This is a genomic window from Streptomyces stoeckheimensis (assembly GCF_045822005.1).
Lineage (GTDB): Bacteria > Actinomycetota > Actinomycetes > Streptomycetales > Streptomycetaceae > Streptomyces > Streptomyces stoeckheimensis.
Genome location: NZ_CP169550.1, coordinates 1,637,053 through 1,658,275, shown reverse-complemented (window position 1 = coordinate 1,658,275; position 21,223 = coordinate 1,637,053). Strand labels below are relative to the sequence as shown.

The window sequence follows — 21,223 nt, the reverse complement described above, 5'->3', positions numbered from 1 at the left end:
GCCCGGCCGACCCGGACTCGGCTCAGCGCCCCGACAGGGACGACTGCCGTCGGCATTCGGCCACCACGCGGGAGTTGCGCAGCGCGTGCGAGATCCGCACGAGGTCGCGGGGACCGTCGGCGGGCGGCGGGGCCCCCTCGTCGCTGGCCCCGATGACCCGCCCCTCGGGGTCGGCCGCCCGGGCGCGCACGGCGGCCGCGACCATGGCCGCGTCGGCGACGGCCCGCGCGGTGTCCTCGTCGGCGCCGGCGGCGTAGGCCCGCGCGAGGGCGTCGTCCCGGTGGGACCGGTCGAAGTACGGGCCGAGGTGCAGGAAGCCGTCGTGGATGTCCGACTCGCGCTGGATCACGCGGATGTCGGCGGCCGACCACCAGGACATCTGGACCCCGACGGGGGTATCGGGCGCGGAGATGCGCACCTCGTGCCACAGCGGGCCGAGCCGGCGGTACGTGGACCAGTGCTGCCAGCTGTCCGAGAGACGCTGGCAGAGCAACGGCAGGACGAAGCCGATGGCACTGATGAGCGCACCCGCGGCGGCGAGCGGCGGGGCGACGAAGGTGCTCAGGTCGTCGAGCCGGGGGCCGAGCCCGACCCAGCGCCCGACGACGGCGCTCATCTTGGCGGCGTCGTAGCTGAGGTTCAGGATGTAGCCGACGACGATGATCATCAGGCCGGTCCGGAGCCAGCCGCGCACCTGGAGGGACCAGCGCCAGCACATCGCGACCATGACGAAGGCGGCCACGTTGTGCGCGAGCAGGTAGAGGCCGATCATCTGCCCCATGTACGGGGTGTTGGCGTAGAAGGTGTCGAAGTCGCGCAGTCGCTCGACCGGTGCGTCGCCGAGGAGGAAGAGCGTCATCAGGATCACGATGACCGTGGCGTAGCCCAGGATCCACCGGCGGGAGATGCGCCGGGTCTGCTCCGGCGGGCCGCCACGCCAGTTGACGATGAGGACCAGGCACGACGCGCTGAAAGCGCTGATCAGGCAGTAGACGAGCGGGGCCGAGAAGTTGGTGATGCCGGTCCAGCGGTTGACCGCCTCGATGGTGGGCGGGGCGGCGAAGGTGAAGACCGCGCCGGCCAGGGTGAGCAGGGCGCAGACCGATCGCAGCAGCGGCTCACGCCAGTTGTGCCGTAGCGCCGGCAGCTTGAAGGCGAGTGCGATCGCCAGGGCCGCGGCCGGTATGTAGTAGTCCTTGCCGTTCAACGGTCGTTCCTGTGCCCCCGGTATCCGAGCGATGCCTCGATGCGGCCCGCCAGTTGGTCTCGTTGTGCCGGTGCGCGGTGGCTCGCCGATCCGGCGAGCCAGTTCCTGCACCGGCTGCCCAGCAGTAAACCGAAGGTTTCCGCTTCGGTCTCCTCCTGGACGTCGGCGCGGGTGCGCGCGGCGACGCGCCGCACGGTCTCGCCGATGTCGGCCTCGTCCGTCAGCAGCCGGGCGGCGACGGCGGCGCCGTCGACGTGGTGGCTGCAGTGGCCGGCCTTCATGTGCCACAGCTCGTGCCCGAGGATCACCAGTTGGTGGTCGGGTGCGGTGCGTTCCTCGATGACCACCAGATCGCGGTCCGCCATGTCGAGCCACAGGCCGCTGGCCGTTCCCGGCGGGAACGAGGCCATCCGGAAGTCCACCCGGCGGCCGCGGTGCTTGCTCATGCCCTCGCAGAGGGCGGCGTAGAGGTCCACGGGCTCCACGGGCGCGGTCAGGTTGATGCCTGCCACCAGCTCCCCGCACAACCGCCGCTGCTCTCTGCCTATGCTCACCGTTCTCCCCGTCGGCGCGGATCCGGATCAGGACTCAAGGATCAGACCCAGACTTTCGACTGGGTCAGGATTCGTTCGGTTTGACGCTTTCGAGGAGCATGTCCAGCCATTCGGTCACCTTGTCCCGGTGCTTGTCGCTGGGCAGTTGGGCGGCTCTCCAGGCGATGCCCCGTACGCCGTGGTTCTGGAGAAGTCTTGCCAGCGGATCGCCCGCCGAAGCGGCCGGAGCGGGTGCGGTTTCTCTGGCGCGCCCGGCGAAGTCCTGGAGCAGCTGTTGCTCGGTGCGCTGGAGGGCGTCCGTCAGCGCGTCCGCGTCATGGGCGGTGAGGAATCCGGCGTGCACCCCGAAGAAGCGCTGGATCGCGTCACAGTGTTCCATGGTCGGCCGCCGGTCGCCGTTGATCAGGGCCCCGGCCTGCTGGCGCGACATGGCGGCGCCGTCGGCGATCTCCTGCTGCGTGTAGCGGCGGCCGTTGGGCTTGACGCGGGTGCGCCGCAGGAGGTCGAGGCGCTGGAGGAACCGGGTCTGGAGATCGGGCTCGCCGGCGGGCCGGCCGTCCAGCAGGCTCCGCACCACGTCGGCCGGGACGCCCGAGGCCTCGGAGAGGCGGCGCAGGTCGAAGACCTGGTTCCGGTCGCGGCCCAGCTTGCCCGCGAGTTCGGCGACACGCGTGACGGTGGCTGCCAGGAGCGTGTTGGCCACCGCGACGGGAGCCGGGAAGCCGTCTGTCACCAGTGGTTCTCCTAGATCGCGCGAGGTCGGGGTACGGGCACGTGGTCGGCCTCTGGAATCTATCCGGTCTCGGTCCGTACGGCTAGAACGTGCCACATCTGTGGCGGGAACGAGCTGCCAGGAGGCTGGAATTGCCACAATAGTTGACACTCGAATGAAGTCGGTAGCAGGATCGCCACACGGAAATGAAGATCCAGACCGTAAGGAAGAGGGGGGAGCTCTCGGTGCCACATCTCGCAGCGGTGGGCCCGTCCGATGGCCTCGCCCACATCGGTGGGGAGCGCCTCGCGGGCGAGGAGTCCGCACGCGGCGCCGTGCGGTCGGAGCGACGCAAGGAGATTTTGCGCCAGCGCCGGGAGGAACTCGGGCTGAGCCAGGAAGACCTGGCGGCGCGGTTGCGCATCAGCGTGCGCGCCTACGGGAACTGGGAGCGCGGCCTGGTCAAGGAGTGGACGGACCGCAAGCTGCTCGCCTTGGCCGAAGCCCTGGAAATGAGCGAGCGGCAGTGCTTCTGGCTCTTCCGGATCATGGTCGATCGTGACCCGCCGCCCACCTGGCGCGCGGCCGAGGACAGCCGGCTGCCGGACGATCCGGCGCAGCGCGACTACCTGTGCGACTACGCGGCCCTCATGGAGGCCGTGCCCTACCCGAGTTTCCTCGTGGACCACCGCTGGGACGTGGCCCTGACCAACTCGGCCTTCGACCGGCTCTTCCAGTCGGTGCGCCCGCATCCGACCGCCCTGCCGGACGACAACTTCCTGCGCTTCGTGCTGTTCCACCCGGACGCCGCCGCTGTGCTGGAGGACCACGAACCGGCCTGGTGCGTACCGCTGCTGGCCCGGTTCGCGACCGCGCTGGCCGCCGCCCCCGAGGACGAGGGGCTGCGCAGCATCCGTCAGGAGGTGGCCCGTGACCCGTTCATGGAGGCCGCCTACCGGTACGGAGTGCCGCACTGGCTGACGACCCACGGGGCGGAGGCCGCCGAACAGGACGGCGCCGTGCGCAGCGTGCGCCACCCGGACCCGGGCTGGGGCCTGGTGCGCTGCCGGATGGTGGCGGAATCCGGCCCGATGCTCGACGGCATGGGACTGACCCGGATGACGCTGGTCCTCTCCATTCCGCGGGGCCTGGCGACGGGCCCGCTCCCGGGCGGTCCGGGCGCGCAGCAGCACCAGCCGCCGCGGCTGAGGGCCGTGCCGTCGCCGGTGGACTGATCCGGCGGGGGAGACTGGTGCCACGACACCTGGCACCGGAGCACTGCGAAAGGCGGTAAGGGCGTGCGGCTGACGATCCTCGGCGGAGGCGGATTCCGGGTACCGCTCGTCTACGGAGCCCTGCTCGGCGATCGCGCCGAGGGCAGGGTGTCGCACGTCACCCTGTACGACGAGGACTCCGGCCGGCTCCGCGCCATGGCACGGGTCCTCGCGGACCAGGCCGCCGGGATCGCGGACGCCCCGGCCGTCACGGCCACCACCGATCTCGACGAGGCCCTGCGCGGCGCCGACTTCGTGTTTTCGGCCATTCGCGTAGGAGGGCTGGAGGGGCGGGCCGCCGACGAGCGGATCGCCCTGGCCGAGGGAGTGCTGGGCCAGGAGACGGTGGGCGCGGGCGGCATCGCCTACGGCCTGCGGACGGTTCCGGTGGCCCGCGAGATCGCGCGCAGGGTGGCCCGTACCGCCCCCGACGCGTGGGTCATCAACTTCACCAACCCGGCCGGGGTGGTCACCGAGGCCATGGCCGAGGAGCTCGGGGACCGGGTCATCGGCATCTGCGATTCGCCCGTCGGGCTCGGGCGGCGGATCGCCCGGCTGCTCGGCGCCCGGCCCGAGGACGCCTGGATCGACTACGTCGGCCTCAACCACCTGGGCTGGGTGCGCGGACTGCGGATCGGCGGCCGGGACGAACTCCCGCGGCTGCTGGCCGACGCGCGGGCGCTGGAATCCTTCGAGGAGGGCCGGCTGTTCGGGGCCGAGTGGCTGCGCTCGCTCGGTGCGATCCCGAACGAGTACCTGCACTACTACTACTTCAACCGTGACACCGTACGGGCCTACCAGGAGGCCAAGCAGACCCGCGGGGCGTTCCTGCGCGACCAGCAGCGGGGCTTCTACGCCGAGGCCGGGCGGCCGGATCCGGCGCCCGGGGCCGCGCTGGCCGCCTGGGACCGGACCAGGGCCGAGCGCGAAGCCACGTACATGTCCGAGAACCGCGAGGTCGCGGGCGTCGGCGCGCGCGAGGAGAGCGACCTGGAGTCGGGCGGGTACGAGAAGGTGGCCCTCGCCCTGATGCGCGCCATCGCCCGGGACGAGCGCGCCACCCTGATCCTGAACGTCCGCAACCGCGGGACCCTGTCGGTGCTCGACGCCGAGGCCGTCATCGAGGTGCCCTGCCTGGTCGACGCCAACGGGGCCCACCCGGTCGCCGTCGATCCGCTGCCGCTGCACGCGGTGGGCCTGGTGACCTCGGTCAAGGCCGCCGAGCGGGAGGTCCTCGCCGCGGCGGCGAGCGGATCGCGGGCGGACGCGGTCAAGGCCTTCGCACTGCATCCGCTGGTGGACTCCGTCGGGGTGGCCCGGCGGCTGGTGACCGGCTACGCGGCGGAGCATCCGGGGCTGGGCTACCTGCGCTGACACCCCGCTCACCTGCACCGACGGCCCTCGCGCCCCGCCCCGGATGGGCTAGCGCCGCATGCGGCCGGGCGGGGGCGCTGTGAGAGTGCGAGGTGTGACCACAGCCGAAGGTGCAGCCCCCGCCCCATCCGCCGCGGCACCGCCCGTCCTCGACCGGCGCTCGCGCAACATCGTGTTCGGCACGATCATGCTCGGCGTGCTGCTGGCGGCCCTGGACCAGACGATCGTGGGCACGGCGCTGCCCACGATCGTGGCGGACCTCGGCGGTGGCGACCACATGTCCTGGGTCGTGACCTCGTACCTGCTCACCGAGACGGTCGCGACCGTGCTCGTCGGCAAGTTCGGCGACCTCTTCGGCCGGAAACTGGTCTTCCAGGTCTCCGCCATCGTCTTCATCACCGGGTCGTTCCTGTGCGGCCTCGCGAGCAACATGACCCTGCTCATCGTGTGGCGCGGCATCCAGGGCATCGGCGCCGGCGGGCTGATGGTCACCGCGATGGCCCTCATCGCCGACGTGGTCCCCCTGCGCGAACGCGGAAAGTACCAGGGCGCGATCGGCGCCGTCTTCGGCGTCGCGACGGTCATCGGACCCCTGCTCGGCGGACTCTTCACCGACCACCTGACCTGGCGCTGGGCGTTCTACGTCAACGTGCCGATCGCGATCCTGGTCGTGGTGGCCGCCGCGAAGACGATCCCCTCCGTGCGCGCCGTCGGCAAGCCGGTCATCGACTACCTGGGCATCGCCATGGTCGCGATCGGCGCGAGCGCGCTGATCCTGGCCACGAGCCTGGGCGGGAACGAGTACGCCTGGAGCTCGCCGCTCATCGTCGGACTCTTCGCCGGCGGAGTCGTGGCACTGGCGCTGTTCTGCGTGGTCGAGGTGCGCGCCGCGCAGCCGATGCTGCCGATGCGGCTGTTCCGCAACCCCGTCTTCTCGGTCTGCTCCGTCCTCAGCTTCGTCGTCGGCTTCGCGATGCTCGGCGCGATGACCTTCCTGCCCACCTACCTGCAGTACGTGGACGGGGACTCGGCCACCGTCTCGGGCGTACGGACGCTGCCGCTGGTCATCGGCCTTCTGATCGCGTCGGTCTTCAGCGGCAACGTCACGAGCAAGACCGGGCACTACCGGATCTTCCCGATCGTCGGCTGCGCCGTGATGGGCCTCGGGCTCTACCTGCTGTCGCGGATGGGACCGGAGTCCGGAGCCTGGCTGGAATCCCTGTACATGTTCGTCCTCGGCACCGGCATCGGCCTGTGCATGCAGGTGCTGACCATCGCCGTACAGAACACCGTGGACTACGCCGACCTCGGCACGGCGACCTCGGGCGTCACCTTCTTCCGTACGCTCGGCAGCGCCTTCGGGACCGCCGTCTTCGGCACGATCTACGCCAACACCCTCAAACCCGCGCTGGCGAAGGGCGTGGCGGAGGCCGCGCGCGCCACCGGCGAGGACCCGCGGCAGCTGGGCGTCGCGGCGCAGAGCCCGCAGGGCGTGCACGGCCTGGATCCGGCGGCGGCCGGGCCGGTCATCAACGCGTACGCGGACACCCTGCACACGGTGTTCCTGTGGACCGTGCCGGTGGCGGTGGTCGGATTCGTCGTCGCGCTGTTCCTCAAGCAGGTCAAGCTGCGCGACAGCGCACGGGCCGGTTCCACGGACATGGGAGACGGCTTCGGCTCACCCGCCACGGCCTCCGGCGACTCGGCGAAACTGCTGGAACTGGCGGTCGGCAAGCTGGTGCGGAGCATGGGGCCGGAGACGGCGCGCGGGATCGTGAACTCCTCGGACACCCGGCTGGACATGGCGGGTGCGTGGGCGGTGATGCAGGTGGACCTGATGACCCGCACCGTCGGCTACGCGAGCCTGGGCCTCATCGCCTCGCGCCGGCACCTGCCCCCGGAGGTACTGCTGCCGGTCTTCGAACGGATGGTGGACGAGGGCTACATGACGCGGCAGAACGGCTTCTACACGCAGACCCCGGCGGGGGAGCGGGAAGCGGGCGTCATCTCGGCCGCGTGGGCCAAGTGGCTCGGCGACCAGCTGGAGAAGGACCGGGGCCGCCCGCGCAGCGCGGAGCTTCGGGCCGCGGCGGATGCGATCGCCAAGCGCCTGCTGGCGGAGGACCTCGGGGACGGGAACTTCGCCCCGCGCGCGATGGCGGGGCGGCCGTAGATCAGGAGGGAGATCGCGGAACCGGTGGAACCTCCGGGCGCGTTCGGACGTCTGATCACGTGAACGCGGACGATCGACGGGGGAGCTGGGCATGACGATCACGCTGGCGGAGGAGATCACGCTGCTGTCCCTGGACGACGAGTCCGGGTCGGTCAAGCAGCGGCAGGCGGTGGGCTGGGCCGTGGCCGGAGCCCTCCTGCTCGAACTGGTCCTCGCGGAGCGGGTGCGGGTCTCGGGCAAGTACCTGGAGGTGGTCGACAAGTCGCCCACCGGGGAGGAACTGCTCGACGGCCGGGCCGAGTCGATCCGGACCTGGATGCGCGGTCGGCCCCAGCGCCGGGTCAGCGAATGGCTGATGAAGGACCAGGCCAAGGCCATCGGCGCGGCGGTGGAGCGGCTGACCGCGCGCGGCGTGGTCGTCGAGGAGCAGCGCAAGGCGCTCGGAGTGTTCCCGGTCCGCCGCTACCCGGAGGCCGACGGCGCGGTCGAGCGCGCACTGCGCGAGCGGCTCGCCGCCGCGGTCCAGAAGGGCGCGGAGCCGGACGAGCGCACCGCGAGCCTCATCACTGTGATCCACGCCGCCGACCTGCACGGCCTGGCCTTCCCGGGGGCCACGCGCAAGGAGATCAAGGCACGCACGGCGGAGATCGCCGAGGGGCAGTGGGCGGCCGAGAGCATCCGGACCGCGATCCGCGACATGCGGCTGGCGATGGCCGCCATCACCGTGGCCACGACGGCGACGGTGTTCGGCTAGGGCCTGTCCGGGGCGGCATGGCCGTCGGATAGTCGTACGAGGGCACGTGCGGGAGGCTCGGAGCGAGCTCGGGCCGCCACGCGCGCAGGGCCGCCGCGGACGGGGCGTAGAGGGCCGCCGGGATCTCCGCCGGGGCGAACCAGGACCAGCGGGCGATCTTGTGGGGCTCGGTGACCGTGGCGGCGCCCTCGGCGGCCGAGGTGACGGCCGCCGCCGTCAGCCGGGTCGGGCCGGAGTCGTTTCCGGAGCCCGTGTCACCGGCGAGCATGATCGACACGATCCGGATCTCCTCGGGCGCGGCCCGCAGCGAGGTCTCCTCGGCCAGTTCGCGGGCGGCGGCCTGCTCGAAGGCCTCCCCGGGGTCGACCTTGCCGCCGGGCAGTTCCCAGCGCCCGTCGTGCGCCTGGCCGAGCAGCACCCGGCCGTCGTGGCCCACCACGATCACGCCGACTCCGATGACGGCGTGGGCGCGCGGGACGGCGCGGCCGGTGGCTTCGCCGGATTCTGTGCTCATGACTGTCCTTCGGTCGTTCGGTGGATCGGTGGATCGGTGGATCAGTGGGCCGGGGCGGCGTGCGGAGCGGTCCGGCTGTGACCTTACGTCCCGGCCGGCCGTGCGGGGTTTCGGCCGGGCACCGCCCGCGCAGGCTTCCCGCGGTCCGATCGTCGTACGGCGCATCGGTTCGTCGACTCGCCGGTCGGCCGGTTCGCCGGTTCGACCGGCTCAAGGGGGCTCCATGGCGCACGTGCTGGTTGTCGGCGGGGGCATAGGAGGGCTGGCCACCGCGCTGCTCGCGGCGCGCCGCGGACACACGGCCGAGCTCTTCGAACGCGATCCGCGCGCCCCCGGCACCGCGCTCGACCGGGACTTCTTCGGCTGGCACCGGTCGACGGTGCCCCAGGCGAACCAGCCGCACGTGCTGCTCGGGGCCGCGCGCGGGGTGCTGCGCGAGGAACTGCCCGACGTCCACGCCGAGATGCTCCGGCTCGGAGCCCGGGAACGGCACGAGCTGGACTGGTTCGACGTACGCCCTCCCGCGCGGCCCGGCGACGAGGACCTGGTGATGCTCCAGGCCCGGCGGATCGTGCTGGAGAGCGCGCTCGCCACGGCCGTACGGGCCGAACCGGGGGTGGTCGCGCGGTACGGGGAGCCGGTGACCGGGCTGATCGCGGAGGGGGCTGCTCCTTCCGGGGTCAGGGTGACGGGAGTGACCACGGGGGCGGGGGTCTACGCGGGCGACCTCGTCGTGGACGCGGGCGGCCGGCGCGGCGGCTCCGAACGGTGGCTGGCGGCGATCGGCTGCCGGCCGGGCGTCGTGGAGCGGCACCGCACGGGCCTCGCCTACTTCTGCCGCTGGTACCGGCTGCCCGAGGGGCGTGAGGAGGGGCCGCGGCGCCCCTGGGCGGTGACGGGCGGCAGTTTCGCCGGGTGCGCGGTCTTCCCGGCCGACAACCGGCTGTTCGCCGTGACGCTGTTCGTGCACACCGGGGACGACACGCGGTCCGCGCTGCGCGATCCGGCCGTGTTCGAGGCCGCCGCGCGGGCCTTCCCGCCCGGCGCGGCCTGGCTGGGACTGGGCGCCGAGCCGCTGTCCGAGGTACTGGCCACGGGCGGGCTGGACAACCGCTGGAGCGCCCTGGTCGACGAGCGGGGGCCGGTGGTGAGCGGGTTCGTGCCGGTCGGAGACTCCGTCACCCATACCAATCCGACGCTCGGGCAGGGGACTTCGCTCACTTTGTGGGCCGCGCGCAGGGTGGCCCGTACGGCCGACCAGGACCCGGGATCGGTGCGGTTCGCCGCCGCGTACCACGCGTGGGCGGTGCGCACCCTCAAGCCGTGGTTCGACTTCCAGGTGGTCGCGGACGGGGCCATCGGGGAGCGGTTCGCAACCCGCGCCGGGCGCGCGGGGACGGCCCGCGAGGTGGCCGCGCTGTTCGACTGCGCGCTGGAGGACCCGGAGGTGATGCGGGCGCGCGCGAGGGTCAGGCACCTGGCCGATCCCCCGGAGCGGACGTACGCCGACCCGGAGATCCGGGCCCGGGTGGCGCGCTGGCTGGCGGCCCGGCCCGACTACGCACCGAACACCGCCGGCCCGAGCCGGGCGGAGTGGGAGGAGCTGACGACGCGCTGACGGCCGCTGCCCGGAGCCTCCGGTGAGCGCGCCGGTCGGTGGATTCCTCAGCTCGCCGGGCTCGCCAAGCTCGCCGGATCCAGCGGGCCGAGCGGAAGGAGCACCTCGTGGTCGCGCACGGGCGGCAGGCAGCCGCCGGTCTCGCTGCACGCCCCGTACGTGAGGAACACCCGCGCGCTGTCGGCACCTTCGACCCGCCGGACCGGAAGCTCGAGGGTGACGGTCCCGTCCTCGTAGACCGGCAGCCCGACGTCCAGACCGGCGGGACGCAGCACCCGCGGCTTCGCGTCGGTGGTCGCCGGCCCGGTGGCCCCCAGGCCGCCTTCGGCACGGATGCGGGTCGGTATGCCGATCCCGTCGACTCCGTCGTTCGGGAGACCGAGGCCGTAGAGGTGGAAACCCGGCTGTTCCGGCCGCAGTTCCGCGAGGATCCGTACGCTGCCGTCACGGGACTCGGCCCGCACCTTCACGGCCACTCCACCGAAGGTGAAGGGGGCGGCGTTCGCGGTCCTGCCGCTCTCACCGGGGCCTGCGCACCCGGTGAGTACGGCCGCGAAGGCGGCGACGAACGCGCAGCCGGCCCGCGCGCGGCGGGCCCGGAGCCGGAGGGCTACAGCCATCGGGTCAGGAACTCCTCGACCTGTGCGGCCGACATGCTGCGGGCACCGGAGAACTCGCCCTGGTTCGTGGCCACCTTGATGTCTCCGGAGGCGGGATCCAGCACGGCCAGCGCGGGTATGCCGCTCGTGCCCAGGTCGACGTAGCGCTCGGCCACGTCCAGGTTGCGGTCGAACTCGCCGACGTCCACCTTCACCACGTGGTACTTGGCCAGCTGCGCGGCGGGTCCGGCCTGCTTGAACCGGGCGCTCAGGACGCGGCAGTCCAGGCACCAGTCGGCGCCGAAGTCGATGAGCACCGGACGGCCGTCCTGCTTCGCCGCCGCGAGCGCGGCCGCTATGTCGGCCCGTGCATCCGCCTTGGGGTCGTAGTCGGCTGCGCCCCGTCCCGCGGGCGGCGCCTGCGCACTCCGCTGCGGTGAGCCCGGCTTCGAGGACGGCGCGGCTGACCCGGCGGCAGGAGCGGCCGGGGCACCGTCGCCGGCTCCGCCTCCGCGGGAGGTGAAGACCTCGCTGCCACACCCGCTGAGCGCCGCCACGGCGAGTGCGGTCAGCGCCAGTGCCACGGGAAGGAGGGGACGTCGCACGTGAATCCTCGTCGTTCTCACCGCGGAACCCGTGGGACGACCGGGTGCTGTGGTGCGGAAATCAGCAGATGGGCCCGTAGTTTCGCACGCGGGTTCGGCTGCCTTCGAGGAATTATTCACCCGCTGCGCGGCTCCCGCTCCGCTCGGCCGCGCAGTGTGCCTCAGGCCGTCTTCGTTCTCAGGACCTCGGCGAGGTCGTAGCCGACGACCTCTTCCAGCTGGGCGTACGTACAACTCCGCGGCTCCCGGTCCGGCCGCATGCGGCGGAACTGTGCGGTGTGCCGGAACCGGTCGCCCTCCATGTGGTCGTAGGCCACCTCGCAGACCCACTCGGGGCGCAGCGGTACCCAGGAGAGGTCCTTCTTTCCGGTCCAGCGGCTCTGCGCCCCCGGCAGGCGGGCGCTCTCGTGGGCGGACTCCTCGGCCCATGCGGCCCACGGGTGGCCCGCGGGGTCGGGCATCCGGAGCGGTTCGAGCTCGTCGATCAGCTCGGCGCGGCGCTTCATCGGGAAGGCGGCGCAGACGCCCACGTGCTGGAGCGTGCCGTGGGCGTCGTACAGGCCCAGGAGCAGTGATCCGACAATCGGACCGCTCTTGTGGAAACGGAAACCCGCGATGACGACGTCGGCCGTACGCTCGTGCTTGATCTTGAACATGAGGCGGGCGTCGGGCCGGTAGGGGAGATCGAGGGGTTTGGCGACGACCCCGTCGAGTCCGGCGCCCTCGAACCGCTCGAACCACTCCCGTGCGAGCGCGGGGTCGGTGGTCGCGGGCGCGAGGTGAACGGGGGGCCGGGCGGTGGAGAGGATGCGGGTCAGGGCGGCGCGGCGGTCGGCCAGCGGGGTGTCGAGGAGGGCCTCGTCGCCGAGCGCGAGCAGATCGAAGGCCACGAACGAGGCCGGGGTCGTCTCGGCGAGCAGTTTCACCCGGGAGGCGGCGGGATGGATCCGCTCGCTGAGCCGGTCGAAATCGAGGCGCGCGCCCTGGATGACGACGATCTCGCCGTCGACGACGCAGCGATCGGGCAGATTCGCCTTCAGCGCCGCCACCAGTTCGGGAAAGTACCTGGTCAGACTCTTGCCGGTGCGGCTGCCGAGCTCGATCTCGTCCCCGTCCCGGTGGACGATCGCGCGGAAGCCGTCCCACTTGGCCTCGTACTGCATGCCCGGGGGGATCGTGGACACGGATTTGGCGAGCATCGGCTTCACGGGTGGCATGACCGGCAGATCCATGTCTCCGATTCTGGGGCGGTACGCCCGGACCCGCTCGGTGTGCGGGGCCGCGCGGGTCCGCCTACCGTGGCGCACATGGGTGCAGCGGGCAAAGCGATCGAGCTGGAGGCGGGCGGCCGGGCCGTCCGGCTGTCCAGCCCGGACAAGGTGTACTTTCCCGAGCGCGGCCTCACCAAGGGGGACGTGGCCGCCTACTACCTCGCGGTCGCGGACGGGATCACGCGCGCCCTGCGCAACCGGCCCACGACCCTGGAGCGGTTCCCGGACGGGGTGGAGGGCGAGTCCTTCTTCCAGAAGCGGGCACCGAAGAACCTGCCCGACTGGATCCCCACCGCCCACATCGCCTTCCCGAGCGGACGCACCGCCGACGAGATCTGCCCGACCGAGCCGGCCGCCGTCCTGTGGGCCGCCAACCTGGGCTGTCTCACCTTCCACCCCTGGCCGGTCCGGCGGGACGACACCGACCGTCCCGACGAGCTGCGCATCGACCTGGACCCGCAGCCGGGCACCGACTACCACCACGCGGTCGCGGTCGCCCACGAACTGCGCGTACTCCTGGAGGAGTTGGGTTTGCGCGGCTGGCCCAAGACCTCGGGCGGCCGCGGGCTGCACGTGTTCGTGCCTATCGCGCCGCGCTGGACCTTCACAGAGGTCCGCAGGTGCGCCATCGCGATCGGCCGGGACCTGGAGCGCCGGATGCCGGGGAAGGTCACCACCGCCTGGTGGAAGGAGGAGCGCGGCGAGCGGATCTTCGTCGACTACAACCAGACGGCGCGCGACCGCACCATCGCCTCCGCGTACTCCATCCGTCCGCGCCCGCACGCCCCCGTCTCCGCGCCGCTGCGCTGGGAGGAGCTGGACGAGGCGGAGCCGCGCGATTTCGACATCGTCACGATGCCGGCCCGTTTCGCGGAACTGGGCGACCTGCACGCCGACATGGACGAGCACGCCTTCGCCCTGGACGCCGCGCTGGAACTGGCCGACCGCCATGAACGCGACCACGGCCTCGGCGACATGCCGTACCCCCCGGACTACCCGAAGATGCCGGGTGAGCCCAAGCGCGTCCAGCCGAGCCGCGCGAAGCACGAGGACTGACGGGGGTTCCCGGCCTCCTAGGTCCGGGGAAGACGGCGCAGGGCGGCGGTGAAGGCGGAGTCGCGGTGCGCGTCGAACTCCTCCTGCGTGAATACCGGGGTGGTGACGTCGACCGGGATGCCCGGACCGTCGAAGGTCTTCCCTGTGCGAGTGAGGAACTGTTCGTTGGGCAGGCCGAGTTCCCAGCCGTTGGGGAGGGCGCGGCCGAGTACGTCGGAGAAGACCCCCTGGGTAGGCTCGCCGATGCGCACCGTCCGGCCGGGGCGCTCCAGGAGGGCCTGGATGAAGGTCTCGCCCGCGCTCATGGTGGAGCCCCCGGTGAGCACGGCGACCGGTCCGGTGTAGCGGGTGCCCCGCGCGGGCTGGACGTACAGGGGCTGCGGGCGGGTGAACCGGGTCGCGTCGTCGGGGTCGTTGCGCACGCGCTTGGCGTAGGCGAAGTACGGGTGGTCCGTGAGCCGGGCGGCCAGGCGCAGGCCGAGCTCGTCGGAGCCGCCGCCGTTGATGCGCAGGTCGATGACGAGGCCGCGCAGGCGGGCGGTGCGCTCGGCGGTGAAGACGCTCTCCAGGGCACGGTCGAGCTCGGCGCTCTCGGAGGCGAAGTCACCGTTCTCGGTGTAGCCGCCGAAGCCGGAGAGGCGCAGGTAGCCGCGGCCGTCGGGCAGGTCGGCGTAGGAGATGCGTCCCCGGGCGAACTCTTGCGGGGCTCGTCCGCCGAGGTCCACCTCCTGGATGTACGCCTTGACGCGGGTCTCCAGTTCGAGGGTCGGCATCGCGGTGCCCGGGCGCACCTCGCCGAAGAACCGGTCGCCGCCGTCGGAGAGGTGGACGTGTGCGTCGTACAGCGGGGCGAGCATCTCCTCGAAGACGGAGAAGAGTTCGTCCTCGGTGGTGCCGGCGTGTACGCGGGGGCGGTGACTCGCGCGCACCGCGTTCCAGTCGACGCCCTTGGCGGCGAAGAAGGGGTAGTTCTCCGCGAACGTCTGCCAGAACACGTCGAAGGTGGCGACCGGATCCGCGGCGGGGCCGGGCTCCTGGGCCTCGCGGCACCGCTCGGGCAAGGAGGCGAGGCGGTGGGTCGCCCGGTCGCCGACCGATCCTTCGACGTGCACCGATCCGCGGCGCACGGTGAGGACCTCGCCGTCCTCGGTGGCGTAGCGGAAGGCCGCGGGGCTCCCGTTGTCCGTCACCCGCAGCGCGCTCGGGCCGGGCAGGCAGCTGATCCCGGTGACCTGGTACTCCTGGAGCCGTCCGGACTCCACGCGGAGCACGGTGCCGTAGCCGTCGAGCCGCCAGATCCCGACCGGCCCGACCGGCCCGACCGGCCCGACCGGCCCGGCGGGTGAGCGGCCGACGGTGGTGGCGGCCGCGGCGGGGCCGGCGGTGGCGACCGTGAGGGCGAGGAGCAGCGCCGCCGCGGCCGCGCGCCGGTGAGTGCCCGTACGTGTGCCCGTGCGGGCGCCCGTGTCTGTGCGTGTGCGTGTCATCGTGCCGTCCCCGTTCGCTGCCGAAGCCCCTTGGCTCGTCACAGGATCCGCGGAGGCCGGGGGCCGGGGACATCCGGCGGCCCACCCGACCCGGGGTGGGGCTACCCCCCCGCATCCGGTCGGCCACCCGGCGAGGTCGGGTCATCAAAGTCCTTGATGGCGAGGGGAGTTCGCCCGGTCCGTGGATCAACGTCGACTACCGTCGTCGGCGAGGGCGACCGCACAGGAAGAGGGCCGACGTGACCCATCCATAACAACACGAACGATCGTGCTAATATCTCTTCACCACCCTGACCCGCCAGCGCCGTCTGGCCACTCTGAGGAGATCCGGAGAACCGGGCATGCACCCCATGGCTTCACTCCTGAGCACCACCCTCAACATCACCGCCCGGGTCGCCCCGGGCCCGGTCGGGCGGGTGGCCTTCGCGCTGTTCGTGCGGCCGCTCGGCCGGCCGAAGGTGAAGCCGGGCGAGGTCGAGGTCATGGCCCGGGCCGTGACCGGGCGGCTCGTCGTGGACGGGATACCCGTGACCACGTACCGCTGGGGCGACGGCGACCGGCCCGTTCTCGTCGTGCACGGCTGGACCTCGCGCGCCTCGCGCTTCGCCGGGTTCGTCGAGGCGCTGCTGGCCGAGGGCCGGACCGTGGTCTCCTTCGACGCACCCGGTCACGGCGCGTCCGGCGGCCGGGCCACCACCATCCTCCGGCAGCGCGAGATCATCCGCCGACTGCGGGCGCAGCACGGGGAGTTCTCGGCCGTCCTGGCCCACTCCTTCGGGGTGGTGTCCACCTTCTTCGCGCTGCGGGACGGGATCCGGGCCGACCGGATCGTCGGGATCGGATCCATCGCCGACTTCGACTTCCTCGCCGAGCGGTTCCGCGCGCTGCTGGGCGTGAACCAGGCCGTCGAGGACGCCATGCGGCGCCACGTCCAGCGCCGGCTCTTCCCGGGCGAGCCCGACATCTGGCCCCGCTTCGACGCGTGCCACCACCCCGAGGAGATCCCCTCGGAGATCCTGCTCGTGCACGACGCGGACGACGACACCGCGGCCCCCGCCCAGTCCCGCGCCATCGCGGCGGCCTACGGGGAGCGGGCCCGCCTGATCGAGACGAGCGGACTCGGCCACCGCCGCATCCTCCTCGACCCGGAAGTCATCGCGTCCGCCGTCGAGTTCCTGAACGCATCCCCGTCGCAGACCCCTGCGGCGAGCCCGGCCGCCGAGACCGCAGGAGCCACCCGATGACCTCCACCCGTCCCGAACCCGGCGCGCCGGCGCCCGTCGCCGCCTCGGGCTCCGCGCCGGCGTCCGCCGCCGCGCCCGGCTCCACTTCTGTGCCTGGCCCCGCCCCCGCCCCCGCCTCCGGCCCCGGCGGCGGGCAGGTGCTCGCGCTGGCCAGCGCCGTCACCTTTCTCGCCTTCCTCGACGCCACCGTCGTCAACATCGCCTTCCCCGACCTGCGCCGGGCCTTCCCCGAGGTGTCGCTGGCCCGCCTGACCTGGGTCGTCAGTGCCTACGCCGTCCTGTTCGCGGCCTTGCTCGCCGCGGCCGGCCGGCTCGCGGACACCCTGGGCCGCCGGGCCCTGTTCCTCGGCTCGATCCTCGCCTTCACCCTGACCTCGCTCGCCGCCAGCGCGGCCCCCACCGCCGAGCTGCTCATCCTGGCCCGCGCCCTCCAGGGAGCGGCCGCCGCCGGGATGATCCCCGCCGCGCTGGGCCTCGTACTCGCCCACACGCCGCCCGCCCGCCGGGCCGCCGCCCTCGGGGCCTGGTCCGCGGCGGGCGGACTGGCCGCCGCCGTCGGCCCGAGCATCGGCGGACTGCTCGTCGAGTGGTGGGACTGGCGCGCGATCTTCCTCATCAACGTCCCGCTCGGCCTCGCCGTCGGCTGGGCCGCGGCCCGCATCCTCCCCAAGGAGCCGCGCACCGGCCGCCGGCTGCCCGACCCCGTCGGTACGACGGCCCTCGCCTTCGGCATCGGGGGAGTGGTGGCCGGGCTCTCCCAGGGCACCGAGTGGGGCTGGACCGACCCCACGGTGCTCGTCCTGGTCATCGGCGGGACCCTGGCGGGCACCCTCGCACTGCGCCGCTCGCGCAGTCATCCCGCCCCCGCCGTCGACCGGGACCTGTGGCGCGATCCGCTGTTCGCCCGCGCCAACATCGGCGCCCTGCTCTTCGGCGTCGCCATGTACGCGTGGCTGCTGATGGGCCCGTCCTACCTCGTCGAGCGCTGGGACTACTCGGTCCTGCAAGCCGGCGTCGGCGTCACACCGGGCGCCGTCCTCGCCATGGCCGGCTCGCTCTTCGTGGGCCGCCGGGTCCCCAACCGCCTCCACTGGGCCGCCGTCACCGTCGGATCGCTGCTCTTCGCCGCCAACGCCCTGCTGCTGTGGGGGTGGGTCGGGGAGTCCACCTCGTACGCCCGGATCTTCCTGCCCGCCGCACTCCTCGGAGGTCTCGGCATCGGAGCCGTGCTGACCGCGCTCTCGACCACGGCCTCGGCCGGACTCCCGCCGCAGCGCTTCGCGGCCGGTACCGGCCTGCTGATGACGGCCCGCCAGCTCGGCGGGGCGCTCGGAGTCGCCGGTACGGCGGCCCTGCTGACCGGGGGCGACCCCGGCGAGCACTGGCACGGGATCTTCTTGCTGATCGCGCTCTCCGCGCTCGCCGCGGCGGTCGCCGGAGCCTCGATGCGGATCAGCGGTCCGAGGAAGCCGACGCGGCCGGGAGGCTGACGGCCGGTGCGTCGCCGGCGGAGAAACCGGCGACCGGGAACGCGAGTACGGGCGGCCGCTCCGGGAGTTCCTCCGGGGCGGCCGTCGCCGCGCGCAGCCGGGCGAGGATCCCCCGCGCGGCACGGTCGTAGGCCGTGGTGTCCTCGTGCAGCACGGAGTGCGCGTTGGCCAGCTCCATCATCGCCATGATCTCGAAGGCGAGCTGTTCCACCGCATCGGCGTCGGCAGCGGCCGCATCACGGAACCCGCCCGCCAGCCGGGCCTCGTCGAGCAGCCGCTCGACGTACCGCGTCCAGGCGGCGCGGGTCTTGGCGATCTCGTCGTGGACGGGCCCGGGGCGCGAATCGAACTCGGCGGCGGCGGAGTAGAAGAAGCAGCCGCCGGGGAAGACCCGGCGGCCGGAGTAGTCGAGCCAGCTCTCGCACAGCCGCCACACCTTGGCGATCCCGGCGGGCTCGTCCCGTACGGGACGCACGACCTCCTCGACGAAGACGTCACGGGCCGCCTGCACGGTGGCGAGCTGCAGCTCCTCCTTGGACCCGAAGAGGGCGAACACGCCGCTCTTGCTCAGTCCCAGTTCCGTGGCGATCTTCCCCAGGGACAGCCCTTCCAGGCCGTCCATCGAGGCGGTGCTCATCGTCCGTTCCAGGACGGTCCGCCGGGTCTGGTTCCCGCGCTCCACGCGTCCGTCTGCCATACCGCCATGGTACCGAAGTCATCGCACGCACGGTCGTTCACTCTGAGCTGTTGATCAGGCGTTGATCGGACGTCCATCACCGGCGGACAGGCTCTGCGGCATGTCGATGAACACCACCGCTACCGATACCGCCACTGCCGCCCCGGCCTGGTACGAGCTCGCCCTGTGCGCCCAGACGGGCCCGGGCTTCTTCTTCCCGGAACCGGGCTCCTCGCTGCGCGACGCGAAGCGGCTGTGCGGGGCCTGCGAGGGCCGCAAGGCCTGCCTGGACTACGCACTGACCAACGACGAACGCTTCGGCGTCTGGGGCGGCCTGTCCGAATCCGAGCGCCAGGCCCTGCGCCGCCGGCCCTGACCCGAAGAACGGGCCCCGGCCGCGCGGCCCCCGACAGACGGCGTCACCCCAGCAGTTCCAGGATCCGCGAGGTCCCGGCGCCGCCCGGCGGCCCGGGCGTCCGGGGACTGGGATCGGCGAAGGAGATCGTGTGCGCGACCGCCTCCAGGATGGCGGTGTACGCACCGGCGTGCTCGGTGGCCGTGCTGATGAGGTCGAGCAGGAACAGGTGGCGTCCCTCCGGATGGGCCGTGACGGCCCTGGCCCGGAACAGCCCCCGGTCGGTGCCGGAGGCGGGGACGACCCCGCAGACCAGGGCGCACGGGAGGCCCGATGCCAGCTCGACGAAGCCGCGCGTCGAGCCGCTCCCGGGTGCCGCCCGGGCGAGGGCCAGTGCCGTACGCGCCACACCCGCCGCGGCGCCGGTTGCGGACCCGGGCTCTCCGGCGGGCCGGACGGAGAGGGAGAACAGCGAGGTGGAGACGGCCTCGCGCCCCTCGGGGTGGAGGCCGACCGCGGTGTGGACCAGGTGCAGGCCGGGCTGACCGGCGAGCTCGTCGAGGCGGTCCATCAGCAGGGCGAGCTGCGACCCCGCACCGGTTCCGGCAGCCGTACCGGCAGCCGCATGCGTGCAGTCGCCGAAGCCGACCAGATCCTCCAGGGCTCCGGCGACCTCCTGCAGGGCGCCCCGGTCCTCGGGGCCGATGTCGTGGAACCCGGGAGGCAGCCGGAACCAGACGGGCGGGACGGCGTGGTGCGTCACGGCTGCACCAGCGTCCAGAGGCGGGCCGACTTCGCGACCGTGGACGGACCGTCCTCCACGACGAGGCGGGTGCCGTCCACCGCCGTGGAGCCGCGGTCCACGGCGGCGTCGTCACCGGTGTAGTCGGCGGCGGCCGTGGCCGCTCCGGTGGTGGCCACGGCCACCCCCACCCGCTCCCTGACCTCGGGCGTCGACGACCGCAGCGCCCACGCCGCGAGCGGGCTCTCCACCTTCCGCAGCTCGTCCGCCGTGTTCCACGTCGTACGGGCGAAGGCACCCGCGCCCGGGGACACGCCCGCCAGGGCGCCGGCCTCCGGGACCGCCATGGCCGCGCGGGCCGCGACCGTACCGGCCCGCGCGCCCGAGGCGACCGCGGCCACGCCCGGAACGGCGCCGAGGCCGTCGCCGAGCAGGGTCACGCCGTTCTTCCAGAACGCGGCGTCGAACTTGCCCCGGGTGAAACCCTCGGTCAGCGGCTTGCGGAAGCCGGGGTCCGCGAGGTGCGCGGTCAGGGCGGCCAGCGAGAGCCCGCCCGCGACCAGCATGACCGCCATCCCGGCCGGCGGGAAGAAGAGGGCGATGCCCGCACCGGCGGCTCCCAGAATGGCCGCGGCGTTCGAGAGGGCGTCGGCCGGATCCTCGACGATCTTGTTCCAGACCGACTCCAGCATCCCGGGCTCCTTCGGCGCCAGCCGCTCCGCCGTCGCGGTCAGCGTGCGGGCCACCCTGCGGGCCGCCGCCGAGTGCTCCGAGGCCAGTTCACGGGCCAGGAGGCGGGCGTCGGTGAGCGCCTCCTCGGTGGTGGCCGCAGCGGCCAGGGAGGCGTAGCGGGAGGCCAGGGTGCGGTGCGCGGCCAGGGTGTCGTGCCAGCCGGTCAGCCCGCGCGCCGCCTCCGCCAGGGATGTGTGGGCCGCGTGGAGGTGACGGGGGAGCTCCCGCGACAGCGAGGCGCGGAAGGCGGTGGCGGCCTCGCCCTGCCAGGCCGAGCTGTGGGAGACCAGGGCGTCGACGACGCGGGAGGTCTCCGCGAGGCGGTCCGCCGAGGAGCGGAGCTTCTTCGCCAGGGCCCGTACCGCGTCCGGGCTCCCCGGGGCCGGGTCGAAGCCGAGCGCGGAGAAATCGGCCGGAGAGTCAGTCACGGGCGGTCGCCGCCTGCCGGAAGGCCGCGCGGATGGCCTCGTCGAGCTCCGCGTACTCGGCGGCGCTGCGGCGCACGCCCTCGCGCACGGCCTTGATCCGGCCGGCGAGCTCCTTGGTGCCGTGGCCCCATCTCTCCTGGAAGCCGTCGCACGCCGCGTCGAGGTCCGCCGTGCCCAGTTGGTCGGCCCGTACGTGGTCCAGCTCCCGCCGGGCCTCGCGCAGCGCGGCCAGCGAGGTGTCCAGGGCGTTGGTGAGGCGGGCCAGCTGGTCGATCTCGACCTGGAGCGGCGTCATGGCGGTCATGACGCGAAACCCTGGCAGAGCGGGGCTCTGCCAGGGCAATCGTCGTCACCCGCC

At 73.0% G+C, this 21,223-nt stretch carries 21 protein-coding genes; 9 read left to right on the top strand and 12 right to left on the bottom strand.

What is annotated here, in order from left to right:
* Positions 1-22: 22 nt before the first annotated feature.
* The 3 genes from ACE1OC_RS07855 to ACE1OC_RS07845 form a co-directional block, all read right to left on the bottom strand.
* Positions 23-1,207: an MAB_1171c family putative transporter gene (locus ACE1OC_RS07855; protein ID WP_407836382.1), complete on the bottom strand. Its 1,185-nt coding sequence runs from the start codon at positions 1,205-1,207 to the stop codon at positions 23-25.
* Positions 1,204-1,761, bottom strand: coding sequence for a toxin-antitoxin system, toxin component (locus ACE1OC_RS07850; protein ID WP_407836381.1), 558 nt, complete (start codon positions 1,759-1,761; stop codon positions 1,204-1,206). The genes ACE1OC_RS07855 and ACE1OC_RS07850 overlap by 4 nt, the downstream gene beginning before the upstream one ends.
* A gap of 64 nt (positions 1,762-1,825) precedes the next feature.
* Positions 1,826-2,494, bottom strand: coding sequence for a helix-turn-helix domain-containing protein (locus ACE1OC_RS07845; protein WP_274550379.1), 669 nt, complete (start codon positions 2,492-2,494; stop codon positions 1,826-1,828).
* A gap of 224 nt (positions 2,495-2,718) precedes the next feature.
* On the opposite strand from ACE1OC_RS07845, the gene ACE1OC_RS07840 reads away from it, so the two are divergent.
* From ACE1OC_RS07840 to ACE1OC_RS07825, 4 genes are all read left to right on the top strand, one after another.
* Positions 2,719-3,708 (top strand): helix-turn-helix domain-containing protein, encoded by a 990-nt coding sequence (locus ACE1OC_RS07840; RefSeq protein WP_407836380.1) that lies wholly within the window; start codon positions 2,719-2,721, stop codon positions 3,706-3,708.
* Positions 3,709-3,771: 63 nt separating this feature from the next.
* Entirely contained in the window at positions 3,772-5,121 is a 1,350-nt protein-coding gene (locus ACE1OC_RS07835; protein ID WP_274550381.1) for a 6-phospho-beta-glucosidase, read from the top strand.
* Positions 5,122-5,215: 94 nt separating this feature from the next.
* Entirely contained in the window at positions 5,216-7,294 is a 2,079-nt protein-coding gene (locus tag ACE1OC_RS07830; RefSeq protein WP_407836379.1) for an MDR family MFS transporter, read from the top strand.
* Positions 7,295-7,385: 91 nt separating this feature from the next.
* Positions 7,386-8,048 (top strand): GOLPH3/VPS74 family protein, encoded by a 663-nt coding sequence (locus ACE1OC_RS07825; protein ID WP_407836378.1) that lies wholly within the window; start codon positions 7,386-7,388, stop codon positions 8,046-8,048.
* Here the strand turns inward: ACE1OC_RS07825 and ACE1OC_RS07820 are convergent.
* A complete protein-coding gene (locus ACE1OC_RS07820; protein ID WP_407836377.1) occupies positions 8,014-8,562 on the bottom strand; it encodes an NUDIX domain-containing protein in 549 nt (182 codons plus the stop codon). The two genes, ACE1OC_RS07825 and ACE1OC_RS07820, sit on opposite strands and share 35 nt — an antisense overlap.
* A 223-nt stretch (positions 8,563-8,785) precedes the next feature.
* Here ACE1OC_RS07820 and ACE1OC_RS07815 point away from each other — a divergent pair, with 223 nt between their 5' ends.
* Positions 8,786-10,180 carry an NAD(P)/FAD-dependent oxidoreductase gene (locus ACE1OC_RS07815; protein ID WP_407836376.1) on the top strand — a complete coding sequence of 465 codons (1,395 nt, stop codon included), beginning with the start codon at positions 8,786-8,788 and terminating at the stop codon, positions 10,178-10,180.
* 47 nt (positions 10,181-10,227) lie between these two features.
* Here ACE1OC_RS07815 and ACE1OC_RS07810 read toward each other — a convergent pair whose 3' ends face one another.
* The 3 genes from ACE1OC_RS07810 to ACE1OC_RS07800 form a co-directional block, all read right to left on the bottom strand.
* Positions 10,228-10,800, bottom strand: a complete 573-nt coding sequence (locus ACE1OC_RS07810) for a hypothetical protein (RefSeq protein ID WP_407836375.1) — start codon at positions 10,798-10,800, stop codon at positions 10,228-10,230.
* Positions 10,791-11,384, bottom strand: a complete 594-nt coding sequence (locus ACE1OC_RS07805) for a thioredoxin family protein (protein WP_407836374.1) — start codon at positions 11,382-11,384, stop codon at positions 10,791-10,793. The genes ACE1OC_RS07810 and ACE1OC_RS07805 overlap by 10 nt, the downstream gene beginning before the upstream one ends.
* A 161-nt stretch (positions 11,385-11,545) precedes the next feature.
* Entirely contained in the window at positions 11,546-12,616 is a 1,071-nt protein-coding gene (locus ACE1OC_RS07800) for an ATP-dependent DNA ligase (RefSeq protein WP_407836373.1), read from the bottom strand.
* Between the two features lie 75 nt (positions 12,617-12,691).
* Between ACE1OC_RS07800 and ligD the strand changes: the two genes are divergently transcribed.
* Positions 12,692-13,711 (top strand): non-homologous end-joining DNA ligase, encoded by a 1,020-nt coding sequence (gene ligD, locus ACE1OC_RS07795; protein ID WP_407836372.1) that lies wholly within the window; start codon positions 12,692-12,694, stop codon positions 13,709-13,711.
* A gap of 17 nt (positions 13,712-13,728) precedes the next feature.
* On the opposite strand, the gene ACE1OC_RS07790 is transcribed toward ligD, so the two are convergent.
* On the bottom strand, positions 13,729-15,198 hold the full coding sequence (locus tag ACE1OC_RS07790; RefSeq protein ID WP_407836371.1) for a S41 family peptidase: 1,470 nt from the start codon (positions 15,196-15,198) through the stop codon (positions 13,729-13,731).
* Between the two features lie 350 nt (positions 15,199-15,548).
* On the opposite strand from ACE1OC_RS07790, the gene ACE1OC_RS07785 reads away from it, so the two are divergent.
* Both ACE1OC_RS07785 and ACE1OC_RS07780 read left to right on the top strand, forming a co-directional pair.
* On the top strand, positions 15,549-16,442 hold the full coding sequence (locus ACE1OC_RS07785) for an alpha/beta fold hydrolase (protein WP_407836370.1): 894 nt from the start codon (positions 15,549-15,551) through the stop codon (positions 16,440-16,442).
* Positions 16,439-17,932: a DHA2 family efflux MFS transporter permease subunit gene (locus ACE1OC_RS07780; RefSeq protein ID WP_407836369.1), complete on the top strand. Its 1,494-nt coding sequence runs from the start codon at positions 16,439-16,441 to the stop codon at positions 17,930-17,932. Before ACE1OC_RS07785 ends, ACE1OC_RS07780 begins: the two co-directional genes overlap by 4 nt.
* On the opposite strand, the gene ACE1OC_RS07775 is transcribed toward ACE1OC_RS07780, so the two are convergent.
* Complete coding sequence (locus ACE1OC_RS07775) at positions 17,895-18,629, bottom strand: TetR/AcrR family transcriptional regulator (RefSeq protein WP_407836368.1); 735 nt, start codon at positions 18,627-18,629, stop codon at positions 17,895-17,897. The genes ACE1OC_RS07780 and ACE1OC_RS07775 overlap by 38 nt on opposite strands.
* Positions 18,630-18,729: 100 nt before the next feature.
* Here ACE1OC_RS07775 and ACE1OC_RS07770 point away from each other — a divergent pair, with 100 nt between their 5' ends.
* Positions 18,730-18,984: a WhiB family transcriptional regulator gene (locus tag ACE1OC_RS07770; protein WP_382973104.1), complete on the top strand. Its 255-nt coding sequence runs from the start codon at positions 18,730-18,732 to the stop codon at positions 18,982-18,984.
* 43 nt (positions 18,985-19,027) lie between these two features.
* On the opposite strand, the gene ACE1OC_RS07765 is transcribed toward ACE1OC_RS07770, so the two are convergent.
* The 3 genes from ACE1OC_RS07765 to ACE1OC_RS07755 are packed head-to-tail and all read right to left on the bottom strand — an operon-like array spanning position 19,028 to position 21,169.
* The gene (locus ACE1OC_RS07765; RefSeq protein WP_407836367.1) at positions 19,028-19,726 is read right to left on the bottom strand and encodes a hypothetical protein; all 699 of its coding nucleotides are present in this window, start codon (positions 19,724-19,726) and stop codon (positions 19,028-19,030) included.
* Positions 19,723-20,865 (bottom strand): WXG100 family type VII secretion target, encoded by a 1,143-nt coding sequence (locus tag ACE1OC_RS07760; protein WP_407836366.1) that lies wholly within the window; start codon positions 20,863-20,865, stop codon positions 19,723-19,725. The genes ACE1OC_RS07765 and ACE1OC_RS07760 overlap by 4 nt, the downstream gene beginning before the upstream one ends.
* A complete protein-coding gene (locus ACE1OC_RS07755; RefSeq protein ID WP_407836365.1) occupies positions 20,858-21,169 on the bottom strand; it encodes a hypothetical protein in 312 nt (103 codons plus the stop codon). Before ACE1OC_RS07755 ends, ACE1OC_RS07760 begins: the two co-directional genes overlap by 8 nt.
* Between the last annotated feature and the right edge of the window lie 54 nt (positions 21,170-21,223).

What these genes read in the sequence shown, in the direction of transcription:
- ACE1OC_RS07825 (WP_407836378.1), top strand. Translation starts at nt 7,386, where the DNA reads ATGACGATCACGCTGGCGGAGGAGATCACGCTGCTGTCCCTGGACGAC.
- ACE1OC_RS07820 (WP_407836377.1), bottom strand. Translation starts at nt 8,562, where the DNA reads ATGAGCACAGAATCCGGCGAAGCCACCGGCCGCGCCGTCCCGCGCGCC.
- ACE1OC_RS07815 (WP_407836376.1), top strand. Translation starts at nt 8,786, where the DNA reads ATGGCGCACGTGCTGGTTGTCGGCGGGGGCATAGGAGGGCTGGCCACC.
- ACE1OC_RS07810 (WP_407836375.1), bottom strand. Translation starts at nt 10,800, where the DNA reads ATGGCTGTAGCCCTCCGGCTCCGGGCCCGCCGCGCGCGGGCCGGCTGC.
- ACE1OC_RS07800 (WP_407836373.1), bottom strand. Translation starts at nt 12,616, where the DNA reads ATGGATCTGCCGGTCATGCCACCCGTGAAGCCGATGCTCGCCAAATCC.
- ligD (WP_407836372.1), top strand. Translation starts at nt 12,692, where the DNA reads ATGGGTGCAGCGGGCAAAGCGATCGAGCTGGAGGCGGGCGGCCGGGCC.
- ACE1OC_RS07790 (WP_407836371.1), bottom strand. Translation starts at nt 15,198, where the DNA reads ATGACACGCACACGCACAGACACGGGCGCCCGCACGGGCACACGTACG.
- ACE1OC_RS07785 (WP_407836370.1), top strand. Translation starts at nt 15,549, where the DNA reads ATGGCTTCACTCCTGAGCACCACCCTCAACATCACCGCCCGGGTCGCC.
- ACE1OC_RS07780 (WP_407836369.1), top strand. Translation starts at nt 16,439, where the DNA reads ATGACCTCCACCCGTCCCGAACCCGGCGCGCCGGCGCCCGTCGCCGCC.
- ACE1OC_RS07775 (WP_407836368.1), bottom strand. Translation starts at nt 18,629, where the DNA reads ATGGCAGACGGACGCGTGGAGCGCGGGAACCAGACCCGGCGGACCGTC.
- ACE1OC_RS07770 (WP_382973104.1), top strand. Translation starts at nt 18,730, where the DNA reads ATGTCGATGAACACCACCGCTACCGATACCGCCACTGCCGCCCCGGCC.
- ACE1OC_RS07755 (WP_407836365.1), bottom strand. Translation starts at nt 21,169, where the DNA reads ATGACCGCCATGACGCCGCTCCAGGTCGAGATCGACCAGCTGGCCCGC.